Source organism: Acidobacteriota bacterium, from assembly GCA_009861545.1.
Classification (GTDB): domain Bacteria; phylum Acidobacteriota; class Vicinamibacteria; order Vicinamibacterales; family UBA8438; genus WTFV01.
Genome location: VXME01000108.1, coordinates 1 through 11,412, shown reverse-complemented (window position 1 = coordinate 11,412; position 11,412 = coordinate 1). Strand labels below are relative to the sequence as shown.

General features: G+C 70.3%; 14 protein-coding genes. 7 read left to right on the top strand and 7 right to left on the bottom strand.

Annotated elements, in window-relative coordinates:
- Nucleotides 1-175 precede the first annotated feature (175 nt).
- On the bottom strand, nt 176-802 hold the full coding sequence (locus tag F4X11_17715; GenBank protein ID MYN66843.1) for a GNAT family N-acetyltransferase: 627 nt from the start codon (nt 800-802) through the stop codon (nt 176-178).
- Between the two features lie 311 nt (nt 803-1,113).
- Nucleotides 1,114-1,707, bottom strand: coding sequence for a hypothetical protein (locus F4X11_17710; protein ID MYN66842.1), 594 nt, complete (start codon nt 1,705-1,707; stop codon nt 1,114-1,116).
- Between the two features lie 711 nt (nt 1,708-2,418).
- On the opposite strand from F4X11_17710, the gene F4X11_17705 reads away from it, so the two are divergent.
- Nucleotides 2,419-3,108: a hypothetical protein gene (locus F4X11_17705; GenBank protein MYN66841.1), complete on the top strand. Its 690-nt coding sequence runs from the start codon at nt 2,419-2,421 to the stop codon at nt 3,106-3,108.
- A 342-nt stretch (nt 3,109-3,450) separates the two neighbouring features.
- Here F4X11_17705 and F4X11_17700 read toward each other — a convergent pair whose 3' ends face one another.
- A complete protein-coding gene (locus F4X11_17700; protein MYN66840.1) occupies nt 3,451-3,993 on the bottom strand; it encodes a DUF4102 domain-containing protein in 543 nt (180 codons plus the stop codon).
- A 57-nt stretch (nt 3,994-4,050) separates the two neighbouring features.
- Between F4X11_17700 and F4X11_17695 the strand changes: the two genes are divergently transcribed.
- Nucleotides 4,051-4,983, top strand: a complete 933-nt coding sequence (locus F4X11_17695; GenBank protein MYN66839.1) for a hypothetical protein — start codon at nt 4,051-4,053, stop codon at nt 4,981-4,983.
- A 24-nt stretch (nt 4,984-5,007) separates the two neighbouring features.
- Here the strand turns inward: F4X11_17695 and F4X11_17690 are convergent, their stop codons facing one another.
- From F4X11_17690 to F4X11_17675, 4 genes are all read right to left on the bottom strand, one after another.
- The gene (locus F4X11_17690) at nt 5,008-5,550 is read right to left on the bottom strand and encodes a PQQ-binding-like beta-propeller repeat protein (protein MYN66838.1); all 543 of its coding nucleotides are present in this window, start codon (nt 5,548-5,550) and stop codon (nt 5,008-5,010) included.
- 101 nt (nt 5,551-5,651) lie between these two features.
- The gene (locus F4X11_17685) at nt 5,652-6,668 is read right to left on the bottom strand and encodes a carboxypeptidase regulatory-like domain-containing protein (GenBank protein MYN66837.1); all 1,017 of its coding nucleotides are present in this window, start codon (nt 6,666-6,668) and stop codon (nt 5,652-5,654) included.
- 130 nt (nt 6,669-6,798) lie between these two features.
- Nucleotides 6,799-7,944, bottom strand: a complete 1,146-nt coding sequence (locus F4X11_17680) for a phage integrase family protein (GenBank protein MYN66836.1) — start codon at nt 7,942-7,944, stop codon at nt 6,799-6,801.
- Nucleotides 7,941-8,657: a helix-turn-helix domain-containing protein gene (locus tag F4X11_17675; protein MYN66835.1), complete on the bottom strand. Its 717-nt coding sequence runs from the start codon at nt 8,655-8,657 to the stop codon at nt 7,941-7,943. The genes F4X11_17680 and F4X11_17675 overlap by 4 nt, the downstream gene beginning before the upstream one ends.
- Nucleotides 8,658-8,721: 64 nt before the next feature.
- Here F4X11_17675 and F4X11_17670 point away from each other — a divergent pair, with 64 nt between their 5' ends.
- The 5 genes from F4X11_17670 to F4X11_17650 all read left to right on the top strand — a co-directional run bounded on the left by F4X11_17670 (nt 8,722) and on the right by F4X11_17650 (nt 11,274).
- Nucleotides 8,722-9,030, top strand: a complete 309-nt coding sequence (locus tag F4X11_17670) for a helix-turn-helix transcriptional regulator (GenBank protein ID MYN66834.1) — start codon at nt 8,722-8,724, stop codon at nt 9,028-9,030.
- The gene (locus F4X11_17665) at nt 9,005-9,259 is read left to right on the top strand and encodes a helix-turn-helix domain-containing protein (protein MYN66833.1); all 255 of its coding nucleotides are present in this window, start codon (nt 9,005-9,007) and stop codon (nt 9,257-9,259) included. The genes F4X11_17670 and F4X11_17665 overlap by 26 nt, the downstream gene beginning before the upstream one ends.
- Nucleotides 9,256-9,450 carry a hypothetical protein gene (locus F4X11_17660; GenBank protein MYN66832.1) on the top strand — a complete coding sequence of 65 codons (195 nt, stop codon included), beginning with the start codon at nt 9,256-9,258 and terminating at the stop codon, nt 9,448-9,450. Before F4X11_17665 ends, F4X11_17660 begins: the two co-directional genes overlap by 4 nt.
- Nucleotides 9,451-9,526: 76 nt before the next feature.
- Entirely contained in the window at nt 9,527-10,546 is a 1,020-nt protein-coding gene (locus tag F4X11_17655; GenBank protein MYN66831.1) for a hypothetical protein, read from the top strand.
- On the top strand, nt 10,543-11,274 hold the full coding sequence (locus tag F4X11_17650) for a hypothetical protein (protein ID MYN66830.1): 732 nt from the start codon (nt 10,543-10,545) through the stop codon (nt 11,272-11,274). Before F4X11_17655 ends, F4X11_17650 begins: the two co-directional genes overlap by 4 nt.
- The last annotated feature ends 138 nt before the right edge of the window (nt 11,275-11,412 follow it).

The window sequence follows — 11,412 nt, the reverse complement described above, 5'->3', positions numbered from 1 at the left end:
CGAACCGGCCGATCGCGTCCTCGCCAACCGGCAAAAATAATTGTCGTTGATCAGGGACGGCCCGAACCCGTGCTCCGGCTCGAGCCGTCGCGACGAGAAGTCTGCCGACTTGGTCGTACCGCATCGGATCGGTGGACCGAACCGGTCTCTCGCGATCCCGCCCGGATTCAACTGGTCAGAACTGGACGGAACCGGACAGATTCTTCCCCATCACCACGGCCGCCATGCGATGGTCGTTGGGGAGGACGACTTCCGTTCGTTCGAGCGCGCTGTAGCCGAGGTCCGAGTAGAACCGCTCCGCGTTCAGGGAGGCGTGGAGCGTGAGGCGGGTAACGTCGCCGTCCCTGGCGATCTGCTCGATCTCGTGCACCAGTGCGGAACCGCAACCCTGCCGGGCGCCCTCCGGAGAGACGTACACGGCCCGCAGCTCCGACGCTTCCAGTACGAGGGCTCCGATCCCGACCGGTCTTCCATTCAACTCTGCCAGAAGGCGGATCTCACGGTCGGCGTTGAGCGTCAGGCGGCGGACGTTCTCGGCGGTCGCCGGCACTACCCAGCCCTCGATGGCATCCTGGGAGTAGTGACTCGCGGCGAGTCCCCGAATGGCCCGTTCGTGAATCTGCAGATACAGGCGAATTTCATCGTCCCGGAGGGGGCGAACGGTCACTGCCATTATGCATATCGTAGCGCGACGCGGCGCCGTAGCTTGCGCTCGCCAGATACTCGGCCGAATCGTCCATGAGTTTCCTTCGACGCTCGAAATCAGCGGACTGCTATTGGGTGTCAGGGCAGCGCGAACCATGGCATTCTCATAAACTATTCATACTGAACGGTTTATAGGCGCTAACCTGACCATGCTTCCCTCGTCGTTTCCCTCATTTCAAACTGGAATCTACGCGACCATGGAATCCGCCTGCGGACCACACAGGACTCATCTCCGAGCGTGCCACATGCCGTCGTTGCCGTGGGCTCGCCCACAGCCCGCCCCCGTTGAGCGCCAGCAGCTCGCGGTGGGCGTCGTCATTTGAGTCATCCTCGTCGCTACGATCCGGCCCGATTCCACCGGCTCGCTGCCCATGAGTCGGTGGTGTCTCAGTTTGCCTGCTGGCCTGATCAGAAGTCCCACACGCCGAGCACCACCGGTTGCAGCATCAGCGGGTAGTAGAACGGCGCAACCCGGACGCCGCCCCGGACCTTCAGCTGCTCCGATACCTGGCGCGTGACCAGGACCTCCGTGTGCATCAGCAGCGTCACGACCGCGAGCTTGCCCTCCACGGCCTCCGGTCTCCGGTCCATCTTCCAGTAGCCGCCTTCCGAGTCCCAGATGCGCGGACGGTTTCGTTCCCAGAAGATCGTCCAGGGAGTCCCAACGCCGATCGACCACACGTTGCCGTTGCCGGCCGGCCGGAACCGGTACCGCACGGTGGCATGCCCATAGATCGGCAGGCGCCGCTCCACGGTGTAGTTGCCTTCGTGGACATCCACCCGGTTGAGCACCCCGGAGACGCCTAACGCCCCGCCCCAGCGCTCGCCCCACCGGACCCACGTCAGGTCGACCGTTGGCCCCGTGGGGAAGTCGATGAAGTCGTAGTGCTGCATCAGGTTCCAGAAGTGGAATCCGCCGCCGAACTCCACCTCGCGTTCCCCCTGGGCGTCCGCCGCGGTTGCCATCGTGAGCATCAGAGCCGCGAGGATCGTCGTGCGCATCGTCCCATCCTCCCTTCGAATGAGAGTGCGCAGACGGTCGGAAGACTGGCTCACCGTCACCCGTCCCGCCGCCGCCGCAGATCGTCTGCACGGCAACTGCACAGCAACAGCAGTGCGCGCGACGCGGTGCTGCTGGTCGGCGAGGCTACTCCGCCGCCCGGTTCAGCGTCCACAGTTGAGCGCCAATAGCTCGCGGAGCGCGTCGTCAGGCGGACGTGACGGCGGCATCGAGCGCCGCGTGTGCGTCTGCGAGCCTGTGGACGCTGCCGGCGAGGTGGACGCGCAGACGCGCCCACAACGCCTTGGAGGCCGCAGACGGCCTGCCCACAGCCCCCACAGGCACTCCTGTCATCGATGCTTTCAAACCAGGGGGTGGGGAATTTTCGATGACCGCGGGTGGGGGAATTTTGAATGACCGTTGACAGCGCTGGCTTCCAGCTAGCCAGGACGGTAGCCCCGCGGCGAAGACCGAGCCTGGGGCCATGTCTCGCCGGCGCGCCTCACCGGCCGTCCCCCGCCAGATACGCCGCCCAATCGTCCATCAGCCGCCGTCTCGATGACCTCGTGGCGATCGCTTGTAGCCGGGGACGACCTCGCCCGAACGAGCCGGTGCGTCGTCGGTTTGCGCATTCCCTGGAAGGAGGCGGCCGGCGGGCCGGCAGTCGCGCGCATGGGCCGGCCCAAGTGTTCGCGTCCCGCAAGGAGCTTGCCATGCCGTATGACGTTCGGCGCTTCGCAGTGTTCGTGGGTGGACTGTTGTGTCTGGTGCTGCCGGCGTCGGCCGCCGAGGCCCAGACCCGACCGCATCGATTCGAGATCGCCGCCGGCACGATGTACGGCTTCCAGGATCCGGAGCGGCCGTTGACCGCCGGGTGGATCCTGTCGAGCGGTTTCGCGCTTGGGCGGCAGTCGCTCGTGGTGGAGGGCGCGTGGCACCGGGACGCCTACGCTCTGGAGCGGGACGTCTACGCTCTGGAGTACGACGAGGTGTTCCGCCAGAGGGTCCAGAGCCGCTACTGGATGCTGATGGGCGGCGTCCGGGGTGGAGCGCGTCAAGGGCGCGTGGCGCCGTACTACCAGGTCCTGGCCGGCGGCTTCGCGGCTCGGTTCAGAAGGGACAACGAGTGGCCGGCGTCGATCGACACCGAGACGGCGAACGCCGAGTGCGGTACCTACTTTGACGGCGAGCTGGTCCGGCCGTGCCTCTACGTGCCGTACCCGGAGTTCGACGAAGAGCGCAACGCCGGGTTCGTCGTGCAGCCCGGGATGGGCGTGGACGTGAACGTCTGGCGGCGATTCACGCTGCGTCTGGCGGCTGACTTGCCAATCCTGGCGGGCGGTGGCTACGTCGTCTTCCGGCCGAAGCTCTCCGCCCGGGTCGTCGTCGCGCTGGGGCGCTGACGCCGCGAGAGACCGATCGTGCAGGAGCGAGCATGAGGCGACTGGTGAGCCGGCGCGCAAGGTCCTCGACCTCAACGGCGCGAGTCTTCCGGCCTGCCGCCAGGTACTCGGCCCAATCGACGCGGTGCTCCCGCTTCGCCTTCATCCGTAGGGCCGGCACGGACCACACGCGCCCGGCCGTGTCCATCTCCTCCCAAGTGGCGAGCCTGACCTCCCCCGACCGAGTGGCCGTGAGCACGAGAAACTCGAACGCCAGCTTGACGGCGGGCTGCCCGGACTGCGACGTTCGCACCGTCTCGATGGCGGCGGCCACGTCCTGGCGGGGCAGCGCCTGCCGGTGCGTCACGATGTCGTTCTGCGGACCGAGCACCGGCACCACCCGGTCGCACGGGTTGTCGTTCCGCATGTTGAGGCGATGGCCCACTCCAGCACCGCGCGGATGCGCTGGCGGACCTCCCTGGCCGTCGCCGCCTTGACGTGCCAGATCGGCGAGAGGATCTCCAGCACGTCGGCCGTGTTGACCTCGGAGACGGGCCGGCTGCCGACGCGGGGGAGGACGTACCGTTCCAGGCCTTGCCACCAGTTGTGCACGTGGTGCCGGCCCCGCCAGCCGCCGCGCTTCTGTTCGAGGACACGTCGGGCCGCTTCGGCGAACGTAGGCACTCCCTGGACACGGCGCTTGTCGGCGAGCGAGTCTCCACCGGACCGGGCCAGTACGCGGTTGGCGAGGGCCCGCTCGCGGGCCTTGGCGAGCGGGACGAGCGTGGCGGCGCCGAGTCCGAGTTCGCGGCGTCGGCCGCGGATGACGAGCCGCTGGACCCAGCTCCGGGTCCCGGAGGGAGTCCGTTGCCGTCGCGATACCTGCAAGGTGTGCGGGATAATCACTCGAAGCTGCGCCCTCGGCTTCCAGTCGCCGCCGGACGACGAACCCAAGGAGAACCCATGCGAATCATTCCCTCTCGGCTTGCACTCGTCGTGATCCTCGCCACGGCGCCGCCCGCGCTCGTCGTGCACGGCCAGCAGAATCCGGAGGGGACGCCCCGGGCCGGCCTCGTCAGGCTGCTCGACGAGGACAAGGTGGCCTTCGGCGTCACGGTCGACGCGCGCGCGGACCCCGTTGCTCTCTCGGCAAACGACGATATCGACTTCGTCTTCTTCGACATGGAGCACGGCCCCTACGACGTCAGCGCGTTGCGGACGTGGATGCAGTGGCTTGTGAATCCTGTCGCCATCGCCGCGACGGGCGACGCGATGGCGGGCAAGGCCGTCATCGTGCGGATTCCGGCGACCGGCCGCGAGCTCGACCAGAACATCTGGATGGTCAAGCAGGTGCTCGACGTGGGTGCGCACGGCATCATCTTCCCGACGGTCGAGACCCCGGAGCAGGCGTTGATGGCCATCCGCGCCATGCGCTACCCGCAACGGCTGCGTGCGCCGGACCGGGAGCCGGCGGGGTTGCGGGGCACCAATCCCCGGCTCGCGGCGCGCTACTGGGGCCTGTCGGTGCCGGACTACATCGAGCGGGCGGACGTCTGGCGGCTGGACCCGCCGAACGGCAACCTGTTGCCCTGGCTCCTCATCGAGAGCCCGCTCGGGGTGGCCAACGTGCGCGAGATCGCCCGCCAACTGAGCGAGCGGAACATCGGCGCCGTGCTGTTCGCCGGTTCCGAGACGGGCGGAGACATGCTGAACACGCACGGCGGCAGCCTGGAGGCCGTGGCGCAGGCCATCGATACCGTGCTCGCCGCCGGGAAGGAGTTCGGTCTCCCCGTCGCCATGACGAGCACGACCAACATGATGGAGCGCATCGAGCAGGGAGCGCGCCTGTTCACGGGCGGTGTGACACCCGCGCTGCGGCGGGAAGCGGGACGCTAGGCAGGGATGTACTTTGCATCGCAATCAGTTCTGCAGGGCGAAGACGAAGAACGTGTTGCCGGCGCTCGGGCGCAGCTCCCGCGTCAACGAGATGAAGCCGGAGGCGGTTGCGGCCAAGCCGGTGCTCACCGCCACGTACTGCCGGCCGTCGACGGCGTAGGTGATGGGGAAGCCGGTTACGGGTGAGCCCAGGTTGATCTCCCACAGCACGTCGCCGGTCTCCTGGTCGAGGGCCCGGAAGCGGCCGTTGACGTCGCCGCCGAAGACGAGCCCGCCGCCGGTGGCCACGAGCGACATGGTGGCGGCCCGCTGCTCGTGGATCCAGAGCGTCCGGCCGGTCTCGGCCGAGATCGCGTGCACCGCGCCCAACTGGTCGGTGCCGGGGGCGAGCTGGTGGCGGACGCCGAGCGCGTAGCCGCGCAGGTTCCCCTCCAGCGTCGCCAGCATCCGCGCGCAACTGTTGCGCAGCGGCATGTACATCGCGTTGGTCAGCGGGCTGTAGGCGCCGGCCTCCCAGTCCGGTATCGGCGTATCAGAGAGTCCTGCAAAGCACTGGTGAACAGTCATTTACGCCGCCTCCGCGCTACCCTGCCAGCCGAAGCTGCCAGCGAAAACGGGTTGCCGGCTGTTTCCGACGGGGCCTTCGGTGTCGTTCGGGCATCACCGTTTCAGTTCACGAACCCCTGCCGGTCGAAGTACTCCAGCCGGTTGGGGATCGCCGCCAGAATAGCAGTCCGGTCGGCGTCTCCCAACCGCGCGGACCGTCGCCGCACGGCGAAGTACGGCAGGATGCTCTCGGCCACGTCCTCGCGGCCGGGGTTGTCGCGGGCGTAGGTCGACACGAACACGCCGTCCGCGGACTGCGCCGTGGTCCAGCCGGGCGCGTTCGCGTGCCTGGCGTCGAGCGACACGTGCGCCGCTTCGTGGAACAGGATCTCCTCGAGGAACCCGTCGTCGATGTACCGCCGACCCTGCCCGGTGTGGATCAGGAAGCTCCCGTTGGGGTTCCCGCCGAACAGCTCGACGCCCGCGTTGATCTCGACTTCGCGGGCGTTGGTCATCAGGAACGCGGGCAGCCGCCCGAGCGCCGGCGCGTAGGTGTCGACCTCGGCGCGGGCCGCGTCGACGCTGCCGAACTCGGGGTTGACCTGAAACTCGACCGCGCCCCAGCCGTACCGCACGTCGAACAGGTACGCGTCGACCGTGATCCAGCGGTCGACGCGCCGGTCGAAGACCTCGCGCATCCCGCGGCCGGCGTAGGTCACGTTCATCAGGGAGGACGAGTCGGAGCTGTCGATCAGCCGGGGTGAGATGAACACGGTCCCCTCGAACGGCGGGACGCCGGTGTGCGCCAGCGCGAAGTCGACCGTCCGGTCCTGATCCATCGTCGCCGTCTGTGAGGCGGCGACGTGGTGCGGGCCGGACGCCGTGACGGTGACGGCGCCGGAGACGTTCTGGAACCTGTAGCGACCGTCGGAGCCGGCGGCGGTCGACTGGCCGGTGTCGAGGCGGACGGTTGCGCCGGCGAGCGCGGGTCCGTTCGGCCGGCTGTCCCGCACTGTTCCGGAGAGCGTGAAGCCCGATGTCGTGGGCGCCATCGGGTTGGTCGGGGCGACGGGTGAGGAGGGCGAATCGTCGCTGCAGGCGGCGACGAACACGACGAGGCAGACGGCGGCTGTTCGCATTCGGGGTCTCCCTTCGGCCCTCGGCGGCCGGGCCGGTCCTTGGCGGGCGGGCGCGACCCGGCCGCGACTCGCACCGATTATCTCTCCGTCGGCGAGAAACTGCCGCGCGGCGTAAGTGCGGACCTGCCGGTCAAGCCGTGCTCCGCACTTGCCCGTCCGCACCGGCAAGCGGGGGCGGCCAGTCGAGAACGGTATCTCCGGTCGCGTCGTTCCGGCGCAGCCGTTCGAGCGCGGCGCGATGTTTCGCAAGCTCGGGCGGCGCATAGATCATGGTCGTCTCGGGCTTGGTGTGTCCGTACAGGTCCTGGATGTCGGCCACGTCGGTCCCGGCCCTTCGCAACCCTGCCGCGAACGAGTGCCGGATCTGGTAGGTGGTGAACGCCGACCGCCCGGCCCGGCGCGCGGCGGCGGCGAGCGCGCGGTTGACGCTGCTGCGGGGCCACGGTCCGAAGGCTTCGGCGTCGAGGAAGGCGTGCGCGGCGTCGACGCCTTCGGGCACCAACGGGACGGCGGCGATGCGTCCGCCCTTCCCGCGCGGGACGGCGACGTAGGGGATCGGCTCGTCGAGCCGGAAGTCCTCGGCGCGCAGCCGCCCCATCTGCGAGGGCCGCATCCCGGTCCAGTGCATCAGCTCCAGACGGGCGCGGGTGACCGAGCCGGTCTCGATCTCGGCGAGCACGTCGGCGATGTGGCCGCGGTCGACCCATCGGGGCCTCGGCGGGGGCGGCGCGAAGCGGACGAGGTCGAGCAGGTCGAACGAGGCGCGGCGGCCGTAGAGGACTCGGACGAGGTTCGTGAGCGCATGCCGGCGGTGGTTGCAGGTCGAGGCGGCGAGCGTGTCGCGCCACTCGTGTAGCTGGCCGTTGAGCGCCGGCAGATGGGCGGGCAGCGCGAGCGTCCGCAGATGCCCGAAGCGCGGCAGCCACGCCAGCAGCTCGCGGCGGCGGTCGCCGAAGCTGATCAGGGTGGTCTTCACCTGGTCGAGGTAGCGCCCGGCGTCGTGGTTCAGGGAGTGCTTGCCGCCGGCCGGTAGCGTCCGCAGGCTGGCGCGCAGCTCGTCGCGCCGCGCGCGGATGGTCTTGAGCGGGGTGCCGGGTGGGAAGCGGACCTCGCGCTGGACGCCGTTCACCTTGACGGTGGCGGCGAGCCCGTGGCGGTCCCTGTAGATGCCCTCGGCGACGCGGACGCGGCGGCGTGCGGCCGGCTTGCGATCGGCCTTGTGTGCTCTCTTCTTCCGGGCTGCGGCCGAGCCGTTCTGGCTGTCGTTCGGGTTCATTGGCTTCCTCCGTATGCGAAGGTCCGCGCGGCCCACTTGACCTCGCCGACGATGGCCGCGCCGGGCGGCCAGGGCCGCGTGGGCCAGACGTGCTTGTTCGGGTTGTCGCTGACGAGCTGCCAGACGCCGTCCTCGTCTCGTCCGGCGCGCTTGACGACGAGGCCGTCCTCGGTGCGGACGACGTAGATGTGCCCGACGTGGCGTCGGCGGACGGAGTGGTTGACGAGTATCGAGCACCCGTCGACGAGCGTCGGCTCCATCGACTCGCCGCTGACCTGGATGATGCGGCAGTTGCGGGCGACGAGTCCGTGCCGGCCGAGCCACGAGCGGAGGAACTTGACCCTCCCGATCACCCGCTCGTCGTAGACATCGGCGCCGTCTCCGGCGGCCGAGGCCAGCTCGGAGACGCCGACGAAGTCGCCGTCGTCGGCCGCCGCGGCGCGGGCCGCGGGGTCTTCGAGGCCTTGGGCGGCGTTTAGGTCCCGGAGAAGCTGCTCGGCCGTCCGCGGGTCTTCCGTGAGTCCGTGGAGGTAGTCGGTGGACACGTCGAGGGCGCGGGCGGCGGCGGCGGTCTTCTCGTGTGACCAGCCCGCCTTGCCGCGCTCGACCATCGAGACGGCCTCGCGGGTGTTGACGGTGTGGGCGGCGAGCTGCTGCTGGGTGACGGCGCGCAGGGTGCGAGCGGCCCGCAGCCGGTCTCCGAAGATGCTCATCCCTCATGGTAATACAACTTTACAGTTGACGGGTAATGTATACGCGCATAGAGTCGATTCGTAAATGGATGTTACGCGTATACGGCAGGCCGTCCGCTCCCGTCTCGCCACCCTGGGCGTGTCGCAGCACGCGCTGGCGCGGGCGCTCGGGGTGAGCCAGGCGACGTTGAGCCTGTGGCTGAACGGCCACCGGGAGCCGCCGGCAGGTTTCGAGGCGGCGGCGATGGCCGAGCTGGACGTGATCGAGGCGGCCGAGCGGGCCGCGACCGAGGCGCGGACCGAGGCGCTGGCGCGGGGACGGGCGGACCGGACCGGTGAGTGGCGGCCTGGGGTGCGGAGGAAGAGACATGGACGCGAACCGGCCCGGCGGTAACGCCGGCGGAGACGAGCTGCCGGCGGTGCTGCTGCTCGACGACGTGGCGGCGCTGTTGCGCTGTTCGCCGACGACGATCAAGCGGCGGCTGCGTGCGCGGGTGTTCCCGGTGGCGCCGCTGTCGGGGATCGACAAGCGGCCCCGGTGGAGCAAGGCGGCGCTGCTGCGGTGGCTCGAAGCGGGCGGCTCGGGCGAGGCGGTGCGTAGCCGCCGAAGGGGGCCGCGGTGAAGCCGGCGGCGAGACGCGGCGGCTGGCGCGCGGTCGACCCGGAGATCGGCGACCTGGTGTTCGTCTGTCCGGCGTGCTGGCCGGAGGTGGCCGCCGAGTGGCGGGCACGCAAGGACGTGACGGTGCGGAAGCTGGCCGCGAAGCCCCGGTGGGCGCGCTGCGGCGTGTGCGACCCGGAGGACGTGTGCTGATGCGGACCGGCTTGGAGAGCGTCGCGGCGGCGACGATGCGGACGGCGCCGGATGACGGCGCGGAGGCGGCGTAGCGATGCCTGCGGATCGCCTCCTTCACGCGCGGCTCGGCCACTCGGCGAAGGTCTCGGGACTGTCGGACCTGGAGTACCGGGTGTGGACGACGTACGTGCTGGCGGCCGACGACTTCGGGGTGATGCGCGCGGCGGCGGTGGCGTTCCAGGCGGCGCACGACGGGCTGAGCAGCCGGCCGGCGAAGGCGGTCCAGCGGTGCATCGAGCGGCTGGTGAAGGTGGGCTTGGTGGCCGCGTTCACGCACCAGGGGTCGCGCTACCTGTACCAGGTGGACTGGCAGGACTTCCAGCGCGTGCGCTACCCGCTGCGGACGATGCACCCGTTGCCGGAAGCGGCGGAGGTGAGCGCGAAGACGCGGCGCCTGTGGTCGGTCCATCCGGGCGGCGTGCGCGTGCCGGCGCTACCGAAGGCGACGAGCGAGACGGCCGGCGCAGTGCCGGAGGCATCGGGAGCGTCGCGCGATTCCGGCACGGGCGCGGCACGATTCCCGGAAGATTCCGGCAAAGCTCCAGCAGCGGTCCCGGAAGATTCCCTTACTAATTCTGAAGTTCTCCCGTCTCACGCACGCGCGTGCCAAACGGCTAACGGCTTACGGCTAACGGCTGATGGCCAATCCGGAGGTGGGGGTGCGGGGGAGGGCGACTCGACCGCCTCCGCCGAGGTCGCCGCGCGTGCGGCGGCGTTCGTCGAGCGGTACCGATCCGAGTGGTATCCGCGGCACCGGGGCGTGGCGTATGCGCCGACGCGTGCGGTCGAGGCGTCGGACGCGGACGCGGCCGTGCGGCTGTGCGCGGCGTGGGACGACCCGGAGCTGGAGAAGTTCGTCGAGCGGTTCCTGACGGTCGAGGGCGACCGGTTCCTGGCGGGCCGGACGCGGACGGTGTCGATGCTGCTGTCGCGGGCGCCGGCCCTGGCCGAGCAGCTCCGAAGCCCGGAGGACGGTCAACCGGGCGGCGGCGGAGCGCGGTCGACCGAACCGCGCGAGGCGTACGACGCGGTGATCGAGCTGGCGAAGGCATGAGCGAGGGGTGCAAGCGGTGCGAGCGGACGCCGGGCTGGGAGTCGGTCGAGGTCGCGGGGCACTCGCGCCTGCGGCGCTGCGGCTGCTGGACGGCGGCGCACGCGGCCCCGCCGTCGGTGCCGCGGGAGTTCCGCGACGCGCGGTGGTCGACGTTCCGGCCGGCGGGCGGCAACCGGCGGGCGCTGGAGGCGGCGCGGGCGTTCGCCGCCGACGGCGACGCGGGACGGGACCTGTTCCTGTGCGGGCCGGTGGGTACGGGCAAGACGCGTCTGGCGTGCACGGTGCTGAACGAGCTGTGGCGCTCGGGCGAGCGGTCGATGGCGTTCGACCGGGTGCCGATGCTGCTCTACCGGCTCCAGCCGCACGGCGCGGCGGCGGACACGGCGGCGACGTTCGACCGGCTGGCGGCGGCGAAGCTGCTGGTGCTCGACGACCTGGGCGCCGAGCGGGACGCGGCGACCGACTACACGCGGCGGACGCTGCTGATGCTCTACGAGGCGCGGCACGACGCCGGGCGGCGGACGGTGTGGACCTCGAACAAGACCCCGGGCGAGGTGGGCGTGTTCATGGGAGACGACCGGCTGTCGAGCCGGATCGCGGGGCGCTGCCGGGTGGTCGAGCTGTCGGGCCGCGACTGGCGGCTGGCCGGGCGCGCCGCGCCTCCGGAGATCGACCGCGTCGCGGGCATCGCTCCGGCGATCGCGCGATCGGAGGGACGGACCCGATGACGGGGCGGATGCCAGACCGGACGGCGCGGGACGACGGGCGTGAGGCGTTGCGGCCGGAGGGCCGTGAGCGGACGGGACACCGGCGCGAGTACGACGCGCGGCTGCCGCGGCGCTCGTTCGACGAGCGGGTGGACGGCG

What these genes read in the sequence shown, in the direction of transcription:
- F4X11_17715 (MYN66843.1), bottom strand. Translation starts at nt 802, where the DNA reads ATGGTTCGCGCTGCCCTGACACCCAATAGCAGTCCGCTGATTTCGAGC.
- F4X11_17710 (MYN66842.1), bottom strand. Translation starts at nt 1,707, where the DNA reads ATGCGCACGACGATCCTCGCGGCTCTGATGCTCACGATGGCAACCGCG.
- F4X11_17705 (MYN66841.1), top strand. Translation starts at nt 2,419, where the DNA reads ATGCCGTATGACGTTCGGCGCTTCGCAGTGTTCGTGGGTGGACTGTTG.
- F4X11_17695 (MYN66839.1), top strand. Translation starts at nt 4,051, where the DNA reads ATGCGAATCATTCCCTCTCGGCTTGCACTCGTCGTGATCCTCGCCACG.
- F4X11_17690 (MYN66838.1), bottom strand. Translation starts at nt 5,550, where the DNA reads ATGACTGTTCACCAGTGCTTTGCAGGACTCTCTGATACGCCGATACCG.
- F4X11_17685 (MYN66837.1), bottom strand. Translation starts at nt 6,668, where the DNA reads ATGCGAACAGCCGCCGTCTGCCTCGTCGTGTTCGTCGCCGCCTGCAGC.
- F4X11_17680 (MYN66836.1), bottom strand. Translation starts at nt 7,944, where the DNA reads ATGAACCCGAACGACAGCCAGAACGGCTCGGCCGCAGCCCGGAAGAAG.
- F4X11_17675 (MYN66835.1), bottom strand. Translation starts at nt 8,657, where the DNA reads ATGAGCATCTTCGGAGACCGGCTGCGGGCCGCTCGCACCCTGCGCGCC.
- F4X11_17670 (MYN66834.1), top strand. Translation starts at nt 8,722, where the DNA reads ATGGATGTTACGCGTATACGGCAGGCCGTCCGCTCCCGTCTCGCCACC.
- F4X11_17665 (MYN66833.1), top strand. Translation starts at nt 9,005, where the DNA reads ATGGACGCGAACCGGCCCGGCGGTAACGCCGGCGGAGACGAGCTGCCG.
- F4X11_17655 (MYN66831.1), top strand. Translation starts at nt 9,527, where the DNA reads ATGCCTGCGGATCGCCTCCTTCACGCGCGGCTCGGCCACTCGGCGAAG.
- F4X11_17650 (MYN66830.1), top strand. Translation starts at nt 10,543, where the DNA reads ATGAGCGAGGGGTGCAAGCGGTGCGAGCGGACGCCGGGCTGGGAGTCG.